Annotated in this window: 16 protein-coding genes; 8 read left to right on the forward strand and 8 right to left on the reverse strand. The window is 70.4% G+C overall.

The window, feature by feature from the left end; all coding sequences use genetic code 11:
* Positions 1–18: 18 nt before the first annotated feature.
* The 6 genes from BN1555_RS08300 to BN1555_RS08330 all read right to left on the reverse strand — a co-directional run bounded on the left by BN1555_RS08300 (position 19) and on the right by BN1555_RS08330 (position 6,905).
* Complete coding sequence (locus BN1555_RS08300; RefSeq protein WP_093798773.1) at positions 19–825, reverse strand: ABC transporter permease; 807 nt, start codon at positions 823–825, stop codon at positions 19–21.
* The gene (locus BN1555_RS08305; protein ID WP_093798774.1) at positions 825–1,760 is read right to left on the reverse strand and encodes an ABC transporter permease; all 936 of its coding nucleotides are present in this window, start codon (positions 1,758–1,760) and stop codon (positions 825–827) included. Before BN1555_RS08305 ends, BN1555_RS08300 begins: the two co-directional genes overlap by 1 nt.
* Entirely contained in the window at positions 1,757–2,929 is a 1,173-nt protein-coding gene (locus BN1555_RS08310) for an ABC transporter ATP-binding protein (RefSeq protein ID WP_093798775.1), read from the reverse strand. The genes BN1555_RS08305 and BN1555_RS08310 overlap by 4 nt, the downstream gene beginning before the upstream one ends.
* A 50-nt stretch (positions 2,930–2,979) precedes the next feature.
* On the reverse strand, positions 2,980–4,227 hold the full coding sequence (locus BN1555_RS08315; RefSeq protein WP_093798776.1) for an ABC transporter substrate-binding protein: 1,248 nt from the start codon (positions 4,225–4,227) through the stop codon (positions 2,980–2,982).
* Between the two features lie 59 nt (positions 4,228–4,286).
* Positions 4,287–5,801: a gamma-aminobutyraldehyde dehydrogenase gene (locus tag BN1555_RS08320; RefSeq protein ID WP_093798777.1), complete on the reverse strand. Its 1,515-nt coding sequence runs from the start codon at positions 5,799–5,801 to the stop codon at positions 4,287–4,289.
* 393 nt (positions 5,802–6,194) lie between these two features.
* Positions 6,195–6,905: a DUF4190 domain-containing protein gene (locus BN1555_RS08330; protein WP_093798778.1), complete on the reverse strand. Its 711-nt coding sequence runs from the start codon at positions 6,903–6,905 to the stop codon at positions 6,195–6,197.
* Positions 6,906–7,025: 120 nt separating this feature from the next.
* On the opposite strand from BN1555_RS08330, the gene BN1555_RS08335 reads away from it, so the two are divergent.
* From BN1555_RS08335 to BN1555_RS08345, 3 genes are read left to right on the forward strand one after another with little or no spacing between them, the layout of a single operon-like run.
* Positions 7,026–8,054: an adenosine deaminase gene (locus BN1555_RS08335; RefSeq protein WP_093798779.1), complete on the forward strand. Its 1,029-nt coding sequence runs from the start codon at positions 7,026–7,028 to the stop codon at positions 8,052–8,054.
* 19 nt (positions 8,055–8,073) lie between these two features.
* Positions 8,074–8,790 (forward strand): glycerophosphodiester phosphodiesterase, encoded by a 717-nt coding sequence (locus BN1555_RS08340; protein WP_093798780.1) that lies wholly within the window; start codon positions 8,074–8,076, stop codon positions 8,788–8,790.
* 12 nt (positions 8,791–8,802) lie between these two features.
* Positions 8,803–9,318: a serine hydrolase gene (locus tag BN1555_RS08345; RefSeq protein ID WP_093798781.1), complete on the forward strand. Its 516-nt coding sequence runs from the start codon at positions 8,803–8,805 to the stop codon at positions 9,316–9,318.
* A 10-nt stretch (positions 9,319–9,328) separates the two neighbouring features.
* On the opposite strand, the gene BN1555_RS08350 is transcribed toward BN1555_RS08345, so the two are convergent.
* Entirely contained in the window at positions 9,329–10,492 is a 1,164-nt protein-coding gene (locus BN1555_RS08350) for a polyamine ABC transporter substrate-binding protein (RefSeq protein ID WP_369689029.1), read from the reverse strand.
* A 105-nt stretch (positions 10,493–10,597) separates the two neighbouring features.
* Positions 10,598–12,037, reverse strand: a complete 1,440-nt coding sequence (locus tag BN1555_RS08355) for a gamma-aminobutyraldehyde dehydrogenase (RefSeq protein ID WP_093798783.1) — start codon at positions 12,035–12,037, stop codon at positions 10,598–10,600.
* A 165-nt stretch (positions 12,038–12,202) separates the two neighbouring features.
* Here BN1555_RS08355 and BN1555_RS08360 point away from each other — a divergent pair, with 165 nt between their 5' ends.
* From BN1555_RS08360 to BN1555_RS08380, 5 genes are all read left to right on the forward strand, one after another.
* Positions 12,203–12,709 carry an Lrp/AsnC family transcriptional regulator gene (locus BN1555_RS08360; RefSeq protein ID WP_093798784.1) on the forward strand — a complete coding sequence of 169 codons (507 nt, stop codon included), beginning with the start codon at positions 12,203–12,205 and terminating at the stop codon, positions 12,707–12,709.
* Positions 12,694–14,073 carry an aspartate aminotransferase family protein gene (locus tag BN1555_RS08365; RefSeq protein ID WP_093798785.1) on the forward strand — a complete coding sequence of 460 codons (1,380 nt, stop codon included), beginning with the start codon at positions 12,694–12,696 and terminating at the stop codon, positions 14,071–14,073. Before BN1555_RS08360 ends, BN1555_RS08365 begins: the two co-directional genes overlap by 16 nt.
* Positions 14,074–14,281: 208 nt before the next feature.
* Positions 14,282–15,010: an ABC transporter ATP-binding protein gene (locus BN1555_RS08370; protein ID WP_093798786.1), complete on the forward strand. Its 729-nt coding sequence runs from the start codon at positions 14,282–14,284 to the stop codon at positions 15,008–15,010.
* On the forward strand, positions 14,992–16,149 hold the full coding sequence (locus BN1555_RS08375) for a hypothetical protein (RefSeq protein WP_093798787.1): 1,158 nt from the start codon (positions 14,992–14,994) through the stop codon (positions 16,147–16,149). Before BN1555_RS08370 ends, BN1555_RS08375 begins: the two co-directional genes overlap by 19 nt.
* A gap of 131 nt (positions 16,150–16,280) precedes the next feature.
* Positions 16,281–17,414, forward strand: coding sequence for an LOG family protein (locus BN1555_RS08380; protein ID WP_093798788.1), 1,134 nt, complete (start codon positions 16,281–16,283; stop codon positions 17,412–17,414).
* Positions 17,415–17,553 lie beyond the last annotated feature (139 nt).

A 17,553-nucleotide genomic window follows, 5' to 3' on the forward strand; every position in this document is an offset into this window, starting at 1 on the left:
TTCCAACTCCTTCAGGGCTTACTGGGGCTGTGTGCTCTTCTTCCGGCGGCTCGCGACGAGCTGACCGCCGAGGACCATCAGCACGGCGATGGCGAACATGGCCGTGCCGATGACGTTGATCTGTACGGGCGTGCCGCGCTGCGCCGATCCCCACACGAACATCGGGAAGGTGACGGTCGAGCCCGCGTTGAAGTTGGTGATGATGAAATCGTCGAAGGAGAGCGCGAAGGCGAGCAGTGCTCCCGCCGCGATTCCGGGCGCCGCGATCGGCAGGGTCACCCGTACGAACGTCTGCACCGGACCGGCGTAGAGATCACGGGCGGCCTCTTCCAGGCGCGGGTCCATCGACATCACGCGCGCCTTGACCGCCGTCACCACGAAGCTCAGGCAGAACATGATGTGCGCGATGAGAACGGTCCAGAAGCCCAGCTCCGCGCCCATGTTGAGGAAGAGCGTCAGCAGCGAGGCGGCCATCACGACCTCGGGCATCGCCATCGGCAGGAAGATCAGCGAGTTGATCGCGCCACGCGCCCGGAAGCGGTAGCGGACCAGCGCGAAGGCGATCATCGTGCCGAGCACGGTGGCGCCGGCCGTCGCCCAGGCGGCGATCTGGAGCGAGAGGGAGAGCGAACCGCACAGGTCGGCGACGCCGCACGGGTCCTTCCACGCGCCCAGGGAGAACTCCTGCCAGGCGTAGTTGAAGCGGCCCTTCGGGTTGTTGAAGGAGAACACCATCACGACGATGTTCGGCAGGATCATGTAAGCGAGCGTCAACAGCCCGGCGATGACGACGAGATTGCGCCGTATCCAGCGAAGCACAGACATCAGACCAGATCCTCCGTCCCGGACTTGCGGATGTACACGGTGACCATGGCCAGCACGATCGCCATCAGGATGAAGGAGAGCGCGGCCGCCGTCGGATAGTCGAGCACCCGCAGGAACTGCGACTGGATGACGCTGCCGACCATTTTCGTGTCGGTGGATCCGAGGAGTTCCGCGTTGACGTAGTCACCGCTCGCCGGAATGAAGGTGAGCAGCGTGCCCGAGACGACACCCGGCATGGAGAGCGGGAAGGTCACCTTGCGGAAGGTGGTCGCCGGGGTGGCGTAGAGGTCGCCGGCCGCCTCGTGCAGCCTGCCGTCGATGCGCTCCAGGGAGGTGTAGAGCGGCAGGATCATGAAGGGCAGGAAGTTGTACGTCAGGCCGCAGACCACGGCCATCGGCGTGGCCAGCACCCGATCGCCCTCGGTCCAGCCGAGCAGGCTGGTGACGTCCAGGACGTGCAGGGTGTTCAGCACGTCCACCACCGGGCCGCCGTCCGCGAGGATCGTCTTCCAGGCGAGCGTGCGGATCAGGAAGCTGGTGAAGAACGGCGCGATGACCAGCACCAGGACCAGACCGCGCCACCGGCCCGCCTTGAAGGCGATCAGGTACGCGAGCGGGTAGCCCAGCAGCAGGCACAGCAGGGTGGCGGTGCCGGCGTACAGCAGCGACCGTACGAACTGGGGGGAGTACTCCGTCAGCGCGTCCCAGTACGTCCGGAAGTGCCAGGTGACCTCGAAGCCCTTCTCCAGCGAGCCGGTCTGCACCGAGGTCGACGCCTGGTAGACCATCGGCAGCGCGAAGAAGACGACCAGCCACAGGATACCGGGGAGCAGCAGCCAGTACGGTACGAGCCGCTTGCGGGCGGAGGCCTTGCGCGGGGCGGGCGGCTCCTCGGCCGGTGCGGGCGCCAGGGGCGGCGCGTCGGTGACGCTCACGCGCTCTCCTCCGCCGTCTCCACGCCGGCGGAGCCCACTGTCCCAGCAAGCAGGGACTGGCCGGCGTCCAGACCGAAGGTGTGCGCCGGGTTCCAGTGCAGGACGACCTCGGCGCCGGGCACCAGCCGCGCGTCGCGCTCGATGTTCTGGACGTACACCTCGAAGTCGGAACAGGCCGGGCTGTCGACGATGTACTGGGTCGAGACGCCGATGAAGCTGGACGCCACGATCCGGCCGGTGATCTTGTTGCGGCCGGCCGCGACCGTGCCCGCGTCGTCGGCGTGCGCGACCGAGACCTTCTCCGGGCGTATCCCGATGAGCAGCTTGCCGCCGCTGCGGGGCTGCGAGGCGCACCGCCCGCCGGGCAGGCGCAGCCTGGAGCCGCCGCAGGTGACCACGGTGTCCTGGCCCGAAGCCTCGACGACCTCGGCCTCGATGAGGTTGGAGGTGCCGAGGAAGTTGGCGACGAACGTCGTCTTCGGGTTCTCGTAGAGGTCGGCGGGGGCGCCGAGTTGCTCGACGCGGCCGCCGTTCATCACCGCGACCTGGTCGGCCATGGTCATGGCCTCCTCCTGATCGTGGGTGACGTGCACGAAGGTGATGCCGACCTCGGTCTGGATGCGCTTGAGCTCCAGCTGCATCTGGCGGCGCAGCTTGAGGTCGAGCGCGCCGAGCGGCTCGTCGAGGAGCAGGACCTGGGGGTGGTTGATGAGCGCGCGGGCCACGGCGACGCGCTGCTGCTGGCCGCCGGAGAGCTGGTGCGGCTTGCGGCCGGTGAAGGCTCCGAGCTGGACGAGGTCCAGCATGTCGTCGACCTGCTTCTTCACGGACTTGATGCCGCGCCGGCGCAGGCCGAAGGCGATGTTCTCGAAGACGCTGAGGTGCGGGAAGAGCGCGTAGCTCTGGAAGACGGTGTTGACCGGGCGTTTGTACGGCTGGAGGTCGGTGACGTCCTTGTCGCCGAGGAAGACCGTGCCGGTGGTCGGGTCCTCGAGACCGGCGATCATCCGCAGGGTGGTGGTCTTGCCGCAGCCGGACGCGCCGAGCAGGGCGAAGAAGGAGCCCTGCGGGACGGTCAGGTCGAGCGGGTGCACGGCCGTGAAGGAGCCGTAGGTCTTGCTGATCCCGGAGAGGCGGACGTCGCCGCCTTCTGTCGTCTTCTGCGTCATGGGGTGTGGTCCCAGGGGGTGTCGAGTGGGGAGCGGGAGCGGACGGCGGCTCAGGCGCCGATGAGCTTGGCGAACTTCTCCTCGTACGCCGCCTCTTCCTTGCCGCTGAGCGAGCGGAAGGCGTGGGACTTCGCGGCCATCGCCTTGTCGGGGAGGATCAGCGTGTTGGAGGCCATCGACTCGTCGATCTTCGCCAGTTCCTCGCGCACGCCGTCGACCGGACAGACGTAGTTGATGTACGCGGCGAGCTCGGCGGCCACGGGCGGCTCGTAGTAGTAGTCGATGAGCTTCTCGGCGTTGGCCTTGTGCCGCGCCTTGGCCGGGACCAGCAGGTTGTCGCTGGAGGTGATGTAACCGGCCTCCGGGATCACGTACTTGATGTCCGGGTTGTCCGCCTGGAGCTGGATGACGTCACCGGCCCAGGCGAGGCAGGCCGCGAGGTCGCCCTTGGAGAGGTCCGCGGTGTAGTCGTTGCCGGTGAAGCGGCGGATCTGCTTCTTGTCGACGGCCTTCTGCATCCGGGCGACGGCCGCGTCGTAGTCGTCGTCGGTGAACTTCCCCGGGTCCTTGCCCATGTCGAGCAGGGTCATCCCGACGGAGTCGCGCATCTCGGAGAGGAAGCCGACCTTTCCCTTGAGCGCGGGGTCGTCCAGCAGCCGGCCGACGCTTTCGATCTTCTCCCCGCCCGTCGCCTTGGCGTTGTAGGCGATGACGGTGGAGATGCCGGTCCACGGGTACGAGTGGGCGCGGCCCGGGTCCCAGTCGGGAGAGCGGAACTGCGCGGAGAGGTTGGCGTACGCGTTCGGCAGGTGTGCCGGGTCGAGTTTCTGGACCCAGCCGAGCCGGATGAGCCGGGCGGCCAGCCAGTCGGTGACGCAGATCAGGTCGCGTCCGGTGTCCTGGCCGGCCGCGAGCTGCGGCTTGACCTTCCCGAAGAACTCGACGTTGTCGTTGATGTCCTCGGTGTACTTGACCGTGATCCCGGTGCGCCTGGTGAACGCCTCCAGGGTGGGCCGGCTCTTCTCGTCCTCGCTGACGTCCATGTACTCGGTCCAGTTGGAGAAGGCGATCCGCCTCTCCTCGGCCGAGTGGTCGTCGGAGGCCGGCGCGCCGCCCTCCCGCTTGGCGGGCGGGATGCCGCACGCACTCAGCGTGCCCAGGCCGCCGACCGCCAGCGCGCCGACGCCCGAGGCGCGCAGCAGCGAGCGGCGGGTGAGGGCGCCCCTGCCGGTGCTCAGGCTGCGGCGCACGGCGGCCACCTGGGCCGCGGAGAGGCGGTCGGGCTCGTACTGCTCCATGCGTAAGTGCCCTTTCGGGTGGGTGGGGCCGCTGGTCGTGCGGCGCAGTGGCTGAGTGACTACCGGTCCCCGAAGATCGTGCGGTGCCAATCCTTGCGGGCGACCGCGGTGTTGTCGTACATCACATGCTTGACCTGCGTGTACTCCTCGAAGGAGTACGCCGACATGTCCTTGCCGAAGCCGCTGGCCTTGTAGCCGCCGTGCGGCATCTCGCTGATGATCGGGATGTGGTCGTTGACCCAGACGCAGCCTGCCTTGATCTCGCGGGTGGCGCGGTTCGCGCGGAACACGTCGCGGGTCCAGGCCGAGGCGGCGAGGCCGTACGGGGTGTCGTTGGCGAGTCCGATGCCCTCGTCGTCGGTGTCGAAGGGCAGCACGACGAGGACCGGGCCGAAGATCTCGGCCTGGACGATCTCGCTGTCCTGCGGGGCGTCGGCGACGAGCGTGGGACGGTAGTACGCCCCCTTGGCGAGGTCGCCGGCGGGCGCTTCGCCCCCGGTCACCACCCGGGCGTACGCACGGGCGCGCTCGACGAAACCGGCGACCCGGTCGCGCTGGGCGTGGCTGATGAGCGGACCGAGGTCGGTGGAGGGGTCGAAGGGGTCGCCGAGCCGCACGCTCTCCATCAGCTCGGCGACGCCCGCGACGAAGGCGTCGTAGAGCGGGCGCTGGACGTAGACGCGGGTCGCGGCCGTGCAGTCCTGCCCGGTGTTGATGAGCGAGCCGGCCACCGCGCCGTGCACCGCGGCTTCGAGATCGGCGTCGTCGAAGACCACGAACGGTGCTTTGCCGCCGAGTTCGAGGTGGAGGCGCTTGACGGTGGAGGTGGCGATCTCGGCGACGCGCCTGCCGACGGCGGTCGACCCGGTGAAGGAGGTCATGACCACGTCCGGATGTCCGACGAGGTGCTCGCCGACGTCCTTGCCGGCGCCGGTGACGATGTTGATCACACCGTCCGGGATGCCGGCCTCCTTCGCCGCCTGCGCGAACATGACCGAGGTCAGCGGCGTGATCTCGGCGGGCTTCAGGACGATGGTGTTGCCCGCCGCGATCGCCGGCAGGACCTTCCAGGCGGCCATCTGGAGGGGGTAGTTCCAGGGGGCGACGGACCCCACGACGCCGATCGCCTCACGCCGTACGTACGAGGTGTGGTCGCCGGAGTACTCGCCGGCCGCCCTGCCCTCCAGGTGACGGGCCGCGCCCGCGAAGAAAGCGGTGTTGTCGACACTGCCCGGCACGTCGAACCCGGCGGACAGCTTGATCGGCTTGCCGCACTGGAGCGACTCGACGTACGCGAAGTCCTCGGCCTGCTCGGCGAGTACGGCGGCGAAGCGGTGCATCGCCTCGGAGCGCTCCCCCGGGGTGGCTCCCGACCAGCCGGGGAACGCCGCGCGCGCGGCCGCGACCGCCGCGTCGACGTCGGCGGTGGACGCCAGCTCGTACGCGTAGACCTTCTCGCCGGTCGCGGGGTCCACGACGGTGTGTGTCCGGCCTGAAGTGCCCGCGCGCAGCTGTCCGGCGATGTACTGCGCACCGTCCGCGAATCGGTCCTGCACCGGGAAGCGGTTGACCATGACGCTCTCCTCCGCCGTTCTCCCCGCTCAGCGGGTGTCGGCGTAGCTCCAGCTGGATTTGAGTGCCGATCCTGACAGAGGCCCACAAGAGCAACAAGGGATTCCGTTGTTGCCTTTTGGTTACGCGACGGAATCGGTCGACCATGTGTCGCGTCGAGGAGGAAATACCGTACGGAGTGTCCGTGGCGCGCGCCGAATCGGCATGGCATGGCCGCGTCACCGGGCGAAACCCCAGGTGAAGCGGGTGCCTGCGACGCTTCCTCCCCCCTCGCGCCCGGCCGGACGCCCCCCGGACGCCCCCGAACGCCGGACGGGCCGGATTCTCCGGGTGAGAATCCGGCCCGCAGGGTGTCCGGGGCGGTACGGGGGAAGGAGAACCGGCCGGGCGGCGCCCTAGCCCCGGGCGGGGGCCTCGACCACCAGCGAGGAGTGCGCGTAGGGGTCGTACGAGTCGAGTTCCCTGTCGCGCTCGTTCTCGGACTGGACGATCACCCAGACGATGACCCCGATGAACGCCGCGCTGAGCACGAAACCGACGATGCCGAGGATGATCCCCGCCAGGGCCATGCCGCTGTTCGTCGCCTCGCCGCGCTGGACGCGCTTGCGGCCGAGGATGCCGAAGATCAGCGCGAGGATGCCGAGGATGATGCCGAGACCGTAGGCGCAGAAGAACGTGACGGAGATGATGCCGAGCACCATCGCGGTGATGCCGAAGCCGTTCGCCGGGCCCTGCTGTCCGGCCCAGCCGGCCGGGCCGCCGTATCCCGGATACCCGGGGTAGCCGCCGGTGCCGTACGGGGCCTGGGCCTGCGGGGCCACGTAGGCCGGGTAGCCGTACTCGCCGGGCGGGGTGTGCGCCGGGCCGGTGGGGGCGGGAGGCGGCGGCGGTACCGCGCCCTGTTCCGGGGCCGCGCCCGTTCCCGGGCCCGGGCCGAAGCCCGGCGCCGGTTCCGCGGCCGGCACCGATGCGACCGTCTGCCGGCCGTGCACCGAAGGCGGTCCGGGCTGCGGCTTGTCCAGCGACACCGCGTGCTCGGGCGGCGCCCAGGGGTCCCGCGGCCGCTCGGGCAGCGGGCCCGAGGGGTCCTGTGCGTTGTCTGACATGTGCCTCCCCCATCGTGGTTCCGCCATGCTACGGCCTGCGTTCCGGGCCGTACCGCCCGCCTACGATGATCCCTGAACCGCCCCCCGGGGCCCGTAGACCCCGTACATCCGGAGGATCCGATGACCGATCTGCACCCCTTCATCGCGGGGCTGCCCAAGGCCGAACTGCATGTGCACCACGTCGGATCCGCCTCGCCCCGCATCGTCGCCGAACTGGCCGCCCGCCACCCCGACTCCAGGGTCCCCACCGACCCCGAGGCGCTCGCGGACTACTTCACCTTCACCGACTTCGCGCACTTCATCGAGGTCTACCTCTCCGTCGTGGACCTGATCCGTACCCCGGAGGACGTCCGGCTGCTGACCTTCGAGGTCGCCCGCGACATGGCCAGGCAGAACATCCGGTACGCCGAGCTGACCGTCACGCCGTTCAGCTCGACCCGCCGGGGCATCGACGAGAAGGCCTTCATGGAGGCGATCGAGGACGCCCGCAGGGCGGCGGAGGCCGAGCTCGGCACCGTACTGCGCTGGTGCTTCGACATCCCCGGCGAGGCCGGCCTGGAGTCGGCGGAGGAGACGGCGAGGCTGGCCGTGGACCTGCGCCCCGAGGGCCTGGTGTCGTTCGGTCTCGGCGGCCCCGAGATCGGCGTACCGCGCCCGCAGTTCAAGCCGTACTTCGACCGGGCGATCGCGGCCGGGCTGCGCTCCGTCCCGCACGCCGGCGAGACGACCGGGCCCGAGACGATCTGGGACGCGCTGAACGACCTGCGCGCCGAGCGCATCGGCCACGGCACCAGCGCCGTCAAGGACCCGCTGCTACTGGCCCACCTGGCCGAGCACCGCATCCCGCTGGAGGTCTGCCCGACGTCCAACATCGCGACGCGCGCCGTGGCCACGCTGGACGAGCACCCGCTGAAGGAGATGGTGGACGCGGGCGTGCTGGTCACCATCAACAGCGACGACCCGCCGATGTTCGGCACCGACCTCAACAGCGAGTACGGGGTGGCGGCCCGCCTGCTCGGCCTCGACGAGCACGGGGTCGCCGGCCTCGCCAGGAACGCCGTGGAGGCGTCCTTCCTCGACCCGGCGGGCAAGGCGCGGCTCGCCGCCGAGATCGACGCGTACACCGCGGACTGGCTTGCACGGCGGTAGCGCCCCGGACAATGGGGCCATGCCCCTCTCCCCCTCCACGCGGTCCCCGCGCACCGTCACCGCCGTGGCCCACCGCGGCGACCCGTACCGGTTCCGTGAGAACACCCTCGCCTCGCTCCGCTCCGCGGTGGAGCGGGGCGCGGACGCCGTCGAGATCGACGTCCGGCCGACCCGCGACGGCGTCCCCGTACTGCTGCACGACGACTCGCTCAAGCGGCTGTGGGGCCACGACCGGCTGCTCGGGGCCCTCACCGAGAAGGACCTGCGCGAGCTCACCGGCGGCGCCGTGCCCACCCTGCGCGAGGCGCTGCACGCCGCCGGCGACCACCGCCTCATGATCGACCTTCCGGGTGCCACCGCCGAGTCGGTGCGCACGGTGGTCGGCGTCGTCCACGAGTCCGGGGCCGACGAGCGCGTGTACTACTGCGGGGGCGTCTCCGCCATGGCGGACGTACGCGCCGCCGACCCCGGCGCCGAGATCGCCATGACCTGGACGACCCTCACCCCGCCCCGCGCCACGCTGCTCGACGCGGTGAAGCCCCGCTGGCTCAACTACCGGTTCGGCCTGGTCGGCCGCGACCTGACGGACCGCGTGCACCGGGACGGTCTGCTGGTCTCCGCCTGGACCGCCGACACCGGGCTCACGATGCGCCGCCTGATCGGCCGCGGTGTCGACTCCATCACCACCAACCGGATCGACGTCCTGAGCGCGCTCACCAAAAGCCCTTGCCCGTAGGCGAGTCGGCCCTTGCGGCAGGACGAGGACACCCGGCGCGTCGTCAAGCCCCTCGCCCTGCACGGCACTTCGTTCCCCGGCACCGGCCCCCGCATCCACGGCTACCAGACCATGGGGCTGGCCAACGGCGGCACCGGGCCGCGTGATGTCAGCGTGTGGAGTCCCGCCGACGGCTGGGCGGCGGGAGACGTCATTTCCACCAGTGCCGACCTGGAGCGCTTCACGCACGCGCTGTTCGGCGGGCAGGTCGTGCGAGGGCCGCTGCTGGAGCAGACGTTCACGCTGCCTCGGCTCGCGGAGGGCGAGGCGGCGTACAGCGCCGGCCTGACGTCCTGGAAGCTCGGCGGCCGCCAGGTGTGGGGCAGGACGGGCGGCCGCCGGGGCTACAACGCGGGCATCGGCGGCACCCGCGACCGCTCCCGCGTCCTCGTCTGCAGCGTCAGCTCCACCGACGCGAAGGGCCGGGACAGGAACCCGGTCGTGACGGACCTGGCGCAGGCGGCCTTCGGCGCGGTGGACAAGAGCTGATCCACCGGGGCTACAGCCCGACGACCGCGTTCCACTTCTTCGCGAACCCGACGCGCTCCTGCGCCGTGATGTCCCGCGCGGTCACCAGCCGCTCCCGCATCGCGTCGTCGGGGAAGATCAGCGGGTCCTCGGCGAGTGCGGCGGTCTCCGCGTCCTTGGCCGAGGCCAGGACGTCGCGCGCCGCCGGCACCGGGCAGACGTAGTTGACCCAGGCGGCCAGCTCCGCCGCGACCTCGGGCTCGTAGTAGTGGTCGACGAGCTTCTCCGCGTTGCGCTTGTGGCGGGCGAGGTTGGGGATCATCAGGCTCTCCGCCCACAGCTCCGCCCCCTCCTCCGGCACCACGAACTCGATGTCGGGGTTGTCGGCCCTGAGCTGGATGACGTCGCCCGAGTACGCCTGGCACGCCAGGACGTCGCCGCTCGCCAGGTCCTTGATGTAGTCGTTGCCGGTGAAGCGTCTGATGTGCCTGCGCTTCACCAGCTTCTCCACCTGCTCGCACACCGTGTGGAAGTCGTCGGCGGTCCAGCGCGTGACGTCGGCGCCGTTGCCCTGCATCAGCAGTGCGAAGCTCTCGTCGAGTCCGGAGAGGAGCGTCACCCTGCCGCGCAGGTCGTCGGCCCACAGCCGGGAGGTGGAGCGGATCTCGTGACCGAGTCTCCTGCGGTTGTACGCGATGCCGGTGATCCCGGACTGCCAGGGCACGGAGTGCAGCCGCCCCTCGTCGAAGGCGGGTGTCCGCAGCTGCGGGTCGAGGTACCTGGCGACGTTCGGCTGCTGCGCACGGTCCATCTCCTGCACCCAGCCCAGGCGTACGAACCGGGCCGCCATCCAGTCGCTGACGACGATCAGGTCGCGGCCGGTCTCCTGGTGGTTCATCAGCGCGGGGCTGACCTTCCCGAAGAACTCGTCGTTGTCGTTGATCTCTTCGGTGTAGCGGACGGATATCCCGGTCCGCTCGGTGAAGGCGTCGAGGGTGGGCCGCCGCGGCGTGTTCTCGTCGTCGGTGTCGATGTAGAGCGGCCAGTTGGCGAACCGAAGACTGCGGTCGCGCTCCGACCGGTCGGCGGCGGCCCGGTCGCCCGGTTCGACGTACGCCGCCGGCACGCCGCATCCGGTGAGCGCGGCCAGCGCGCCCGCCGCCGGGAATCCGCGGAGCAGCGTACGCCGCGACACACGAGCACGACCAAGATCACCCATGGCGTCCACTCCTGTCCCGCACGGCGAGGGCGGGCAATAGACGGTCTGTCTACCGCCCGCCCTCGTGGAACAGCGTCCTGATCAGCCCTCGATCGAGGTCATCACGTGCTTGATGCGCGTGTAGTCCTCGAAGCCGTACGCCGAGAGGTCCTTGCCGTAACCGGACTTCTTGAAGCCGCCGTGCGGCATCTCCGCGACCAGCGGGATGTGGGTGTTGATCCACACGCAGCCGAAGTCGAGGTTCTTGGACATGCGCATCGCCCGCGCGTGGTCCTTGGTCCACACCGAGGACGCCAGCGCGTAGTCGACGCCGTTGGCCCACTCCAGGGCCTGCGCCTCGTCCGTGAAGGACTGGACGGTGATGACGGGGCCGAAGACCTCGTTCTGGATGATCTCGTCGTCCTGCTTGAGGCCGGAGACGACGGTCGGGGCGTAGAAGTAGCCCTTGTCACCGACCCGCTCGCCACCCGCCTCGACCTTGGCGTGCGCCGGGAGGCGCTCGATGAAGCCGCTGACCTGCTTGAGCTGGTTGGCGTTGTTGAGCGGGCCGTAGAGCACGTCCTCGTCGTCCGGCTGCCCGGTCTTCGTGTCGGCGGCGGCCTTCGCCAGCGCGGTCACGAACTCGTCGTGGATCGACTCCTGTACGAGCACGCGCGTCGCGGCGGTGCAGTCCTGGCCGGCGTTGAAGAAGCCCGCGACCGAGATGTCCTCGACGGCCTTGGCGATGTCGGTGTCGTCGAAGACGACGACCGGCGCCTTGCCGCCGAGCTCCAGGTGGACGCGCTTGACGTCCTTGGCGGCGGACTCGGCGACCTGCATGCCGGCCCGTACGGAACCGGTGATGGAGGCCATCGCCGGAACCGGGTGCTCGACCATCGCGCGGCCGGTGTCACGGTCGCCGCAGACGACGTTGAAGACGCCCTTGGGGACGATCGAGCCGATGATCTCGGCCATCAGGACGGTGGACGCCGGGGTCGTGTCCGACGGCTTCAGGACGACCGTGTTGCCCGCGGCGAGCGCCGGGGCGAACTTCCACACGGCCATCATCATCGGGTAGTTCCACGGCGCGACCTGCGCACAGACGCCGACCGGCTCGCGGCGGACGATGGAGGTCAGGCCCTCCATGTACTCGCCGGCCGAGCGGCCTTCGAGCAGCCGGGCCGCGCCCGCGAAGAAGCGGATCTGGTCGACCATGGGCGGCAGTTCCTCGGTCCGCGTGAGACCGAGCGGCTTGCCGGTGTTCTCGGACTCGGCCGCGATCAGTTCCTCGGCGCGCTCCTCGAAGGCGTCCGCGATCTTGAGCAGTGCCTTCTGGCGCTCCGCGGGCGTGGTGTCGCGCCAGGCCGGGAAGGCCGCGGCGGCGGCCGCCATGGCGGCGTCGACGTCCTCCTGGCCGGAGAGCGGCGAGGTGGCGTACACGTCGCCCGTGGCCGGGTTGACCACGTCGATGGTCCGCCCGTCGGCGGCGTCGCGGAACTCTCCGTCGATGTAGTTGCGCAGGCGGCGCAGTTCGGTGGTCACAGCCACCCCTTCCCTGGTCGGATGTCCGATTGCTGAGATGCCCACCCTAGTCGCTCGGGTATCGCTTTCGACATACCCGCATACCGGGAACTTCGGATTCAGCAAGATCCGACGCTTCAAACAACGGATTTCATCGGTTTGGGGTTGCGGAACAGTCGAGACGTCGTGCACAGTGAAGACGTGGCCAGTAGAAGCGCAGATTCCAGAACCGGGAACGGCTCGTCCCCAACGGTCGATGCCGTGTCTCTGGCGATCATCGAGCAGCTCCAGGAGGACGGACGCCGTCCTTACGCCTCCATCGGCAAGGCCGTGGGCCTCTCCGAGGCGGCCGTGCGCCAGCGCGTGCAGAAACTGCTCGACCAGGGCGTGATGCAGATCGTCGCCGTCACCGACCCGCTCACCGTGGGCTTCCGGCGGCAGGCCATGGTCGGCATCAACGTCGAGGGCGACCTCGACCCCGTCGCCGAAGCGCTGACGGCCATGGCCGAGTGCGAGTACGTGGTGATGACCGCGGGCTCCTTCGACCTCATGGTGGAGATCGTCTGCGAGGACGACGACCACCTGCTCGAAGTGATCAACAAGAGGATCCGCACGCTCCCCGGCGTGCGTTCCACCGAGAGCTTCGTCTACCTCAAGCTGAAGAAGCAGACCTATATGTGGGGAACCCGATAGTCGTGAGCCAGGACCTCTCCAAGACCGCGTACGACCACCTGTGGATGCATTTCACCCGCATGTCGTCCTACGAGAACGCACCCGTGCCCACCATCGTGCGTGGTGAGGGCACCTACATCTACGACGACAAGGGCAAGAAGTACCTCGACGGTCTCTCCGGCCTCTTCGTGGTCAACGCCGGCCACGGCCGGCACGAGCTCGCCGAGACCGCGTACAAGCAGGCTCAGGAACTCGCCTTCTTCCCGATCTGGTCGTACGCCCACCCCAAGGCCGTCGAGCTGGCCGAGCGCCTCGCCAACTACGCGCCGGGCGACCTCAACAAGGTCTTCTTCACCACCGGTGGCGGCGAGGCCGTCGAGACCGCGTGGAAGCTGGCGAAGCAGTACCACAAGCTCACCGGCAACCACACCAAGTACAAGGTGATCTCCCGCGCGGTGGCCTACCACGGCACCCCGCAGGGCGCCCTGTCCATCACCGGCCTGCCGGCCCTGAAGGCCCCCTTCGAGCCGCTCGTACCGGGTGCGCACAAGGTGCCGAACACCAACATCTACCGCGCGCCGATCCACGGCGACGACCCGGAGGCCTTCGGCCGCTGGGCCGCCGACCAGATCGAGCAGGAGATCCTCTTCGAGGGCCCGGAGACGGTCGCGGCCGTCTTCCTGGAGCCGGTGCAGAACGCCGGCGGCTGCTTCCCGCCGCCGCCCGGGTACTTCCAGCGGGTCCGCGAGATCTGCGACAAGTACGACGTGCTGCTCGTCTCCGACGAGGTCATCTGCGCCTTCGGCCGCCTCGGCACGATGTTCGCGTGCGACAAGTTCGACTACGTACCGGACATGATCACCTGCGCCAAGGGCATGACGTCGGGCTACTCCCCGATCGGCGCGTGCATCATCTCGGACAAGCTGGCCGAGCCGTTCTACAAGGGTGACAACACCTTCCTGCACGGCTACACCTTCGGTGGCCACCCGGTCTCCGCCGCGGTCGGCTGCGCGAACCTCGACATCTTCGAGCGCGAGGGCCTCAACCAGCACGTGCTCGACAACGAGGACGCGTTCTTCTCGACGTTGAAGAAGCTCAACGACCTGCCGATCGTCGGCGACGTCCGCGGCAACGGCTTCTTCTACGGCATCGAGCTGGTGAAGGACAAGGCCACGAAGGAGACCTTCACGGACGAGGAGACGGAGCGCGTGCTCTACGGCTTCCTCTCCAAGGCCCTCTTCGAGAACGGCCTGTACTGCCGCGCCGACGACCGTGGCGACCCGGTCGTCCAGCTCGCCCCGCCGCTGATCTCCAACCAGGGCACCTTCGACGAGATCGAGGGCATCCTGCGTCAGGTGCTCACGGAGGCCTGGACCAAGCTCTGAGCCAGGGTGAGCCTGCTCTGATCGTATGACCCAATCGCGGCCCGGATTAGCCCGTTCGAGTGAGAACGGACGTATCCGGGCCGCGCGCTTGCCACGCCACCACGTCACGAATCCTTACGGTGCCCAGTGACCGATCGGCCCCGTCTTCGTTCCCCCGTACGGGGGAACGGGATATCTGCTGTGACACTCAAGACGTGAGGTGTACGCCATGGTGGCCCCACCCGACAACGATGTGCTCTGGGCACGCTCCCTGCACTACTCGTACAGCGGCTCCCCCGCCCTCACCGGCGTCTCGCTGGGCGTGCGCGAGGGCGAGATCCTCGCCGTCAACGGCCCGCGCGGCAGCGGCAAGACGACCCTCCTCCAGTGCCTCTCCGGCCAGTTGGTCCCCGAGGAGGGCGAAGTATGGTTCGACAGCGCGCCCGTGCACACCATGAGTCCCGTGCTGCGCGAACGGCTGCGCCGTGACCGGTTCGGCTGGATCGATCCCGAACCCCGGCTCCTGCCGGAACTGAACGCCTGGGAGAACACGGCCCTGCCGCTCCTCCTCCACGGCATCTCGCACCGCGCCGCGAAGAAGACCGCCATGGAGTGGCTGGAGCGGTTCGACATCGGCGAGGTCGCCCGCAAGCGGCCCGCCGCACTCCTGCAGTCCCAGCGCCAGCGGATCGCCATCGCCCGCTCGCTGGTCAACACGCCGGCGGTGCTGTTCGCGGACGAACCGACGGCGCCGCTGCACCGCAAGGACCGCGCCCAGGTGCTGCGTACGCTCACCGCCGCGGCCCGCTCGCACCGCATCACGGTCGTCCTCGCGACGCACGACGCGGAGGTGGCGATGCTCGCGGACCGTACGGTGTCGCTGCTCGACGGACACCCCGTCAACTCCGTACAGGTGGACGGTGCGGAAGGCCGGGCCGCGTGCTCGCTCTCCGTCTAGCCCGCAGCACCCACCCGCTGGTCCTGCTGCGGCGACTGCTGGTCGCGGTGGCATCGGGCGGCGTAGGTTTCCTCCTCCTGTGCACCCTGGGTCACGCGGTGGGCCATCCCGCGCAGTCCAGGGACTCCGCGCTGCGCCTGCTCTGGTGCCTGGCCCCGCTCGCGGCCACCGTGTACTTCGCGGTGGCGGTGGCCCGCACCGACCCCGGTACGAGCCCGCCGCGCGCGGGGCTCTCCGCCGTCGGTCTCGGCCCGGCCCGCCTCGCGGCGCTCGCGGCCGTGTCCACGGCGGTCTCCTGCGCCCTGGGCAGCGTGCTGGCGCTCCTCCTCTTCCTCCACCTGCGCGGCGGCGGTCCCGGCCGTCTGCCCTTCGACGGCGCGGCGGCCGGGCTGCTGGCCGCGGACCAGCCGTTGCCGTCGGCCGCCGTGCTCACCCTGCTGAGCCTGGTGCCGGTCACGGCGGCGGTCGCGAGCGCCGTGGCACTGCGCCCGCGCCGCCCGAAGCGCTCCGGCGAACAGTCCTCCGCGCCCCTGCCCCCCGCCGGCCTGCCGTGGGGAATGGCCCTCGTCGCCGCGGGCCTCGCAGTCGAGACCTACGCGAGCCGCGGCGTCCCCGGCGCGCCGCTCCCGCTGCCGGGCCGGCTGGACGTCGCCCCGCCCGGCGTCCTGGCCGGCTGGGCCCTGACCGCCCTCGGCCTCGCCCTCGCGGGCCCCGGGCTGACCCACCTCGCAGGCCGCCTGCTCCAGTGCGTGCGCCCGGGCGCGGTGCGGCTGCTCGCGGGCCGCGTCCTGATGGACGAGGCCCGCCGGATCGGCCGCCCGCTGGGCGTGGTGTGCGCGGTGGCGTCGGCGGCGATCGCCACGGCGACCCTGCCCGATGCCGCCTCCGCCGCCCCCTTCGGCCCCCTGACCGGCCTGGGCGCGGTGCTGATGGCGGGCTGTACGGTCGCCACGCTGCTGATGGCGGCCCTGGAGGCGAAACACGCCCGCACGGCCACCGCGGAAACCCTGGTCCGCATGGGCGCCCCCTCCCAGACCCTCCGTACGGCGGCGGCCCTGAGAGCGACAGCCGTCCTGACCGTCTTCACCCCCGTGACCTGCGTCCTGGCAGTCCTGGCGGCCCTCCCCCTGACCTCCTGACCCCGCCCGGTTCGAGCCCCGCCCGGGCAGCCCGCGCGGAACAGGGCGGCCCCCGCCGCGGGGCCGGCCCCGCTCCCCCGGCCCCGCTCCCCCGGCAACGCGCCGTACCACCCACCGCCTAGCATCGTCGCGTGCCTCACCTCACGGACTCCGACGCCCGCCGCGACCACGACCACGACCACGAGATCGAGACCCTCGCCGAGTTCGACGCCGCCGTCGCGCGCGGCTCGCTCGGCGGCTACCGCGTCCAGGCCGTCGACCTGACGGCCCGTACCCTCGACCTCCTCACCGTCGCCACATCCGGGGCCGTGTTCCTCGGTTGCCCCATGCACCCCGACGGCCTCGCCAAGGTCCGCGCGGACGGCGCCCTCGTCTTCCCGCCCGTCCCCGACCTCCCCTTCGACCCGTACCGCGGGCTGCTCTACACCGCCGACACCCTCTTCGAGCACCTGGAACAGGGGTACGACGCCACCCCCGACGCCCTCGCGTACGCCTGGCTCCAGCGCACCAAGGCCGACGGTGACATATTCGCCTCGATGCTCCGCTCCATCCACGACGACGCCGTCTCGGACGCCCTCGACGAACACCTCGCCGGCGCCCGCGTCGTCGGCGTCATGGGCGGCCACGCCATGGCCCGCGGCACCACCGCCTACGCCGGCGCCGCACGCCTCGGCCGCACCCTCGCCCGCAGCGGCGTGACCGTCGCCACCGGCGGCGGCCCCGGCGCGATGGAGGCGGCGAACCTCGGCGCGTACCTGGCTCCCCTCCAGGACGACGCCGTACTCGACGACGCCCTCCAGCTCCTCGCCAAGGTCCCGTCCTTCACCCCCTCCGTCACCGACTGGGCCCGCACCGCCTTCGAGGTCCGCGACCGCTGGCCGTCCGGCGGCGACTCCATCGGCATCCCCACCTGGTTCTACGGCCACGAGCCCCCGAACGCCTTCGCCGGCCACATCGCCAAGTACTTCGCCAACGCCACTCGCGAGGACGGCCTCCTCGCGCGCTGCAACGCCGGTGTCGTCTTCCTGCCCGGCGCGGCCGGCACGGTCCAGGAGATCTTCGACAACGCGACCCCCAACTACTACGAGTCGCGCGGCGAACCGACCCCCATGGTCCTGGTGAACCGCGCCCACTGGACCGAGCGGCTCCCCGCCTGGCCCCTGCTCCAGTCCCTGGCCGGGGGCCGCCCGATGGAGTCCCGCATCGCCCTGGTCGACACCGTCGACCAGGCCCCGGCGGCGCTGGCCCGGCTAGCCGCCGAGTAACCCGGCCAGCCGCTCGTACGACCGGTCCCGGCTCCACTCCGTACGCACCCGGTGCCGTCCCTTCCCGCCCGCCGCCCGGGCGGGAAGGGGCGCGTCGAGCATCCGCGCCGGCCGCCCCCGACCGCCCGTCGAGGACGTG

This window comes from Streptomyces sp. Wb2n-11, from assembly GCF_001049855.1.
Classification (GTDB): Bacteria; Actinomycetota; Actinomycetes; order Streptomycetales; family Streptomycetaceae; genus Streptomyces; species Streptomyces altiplanensis.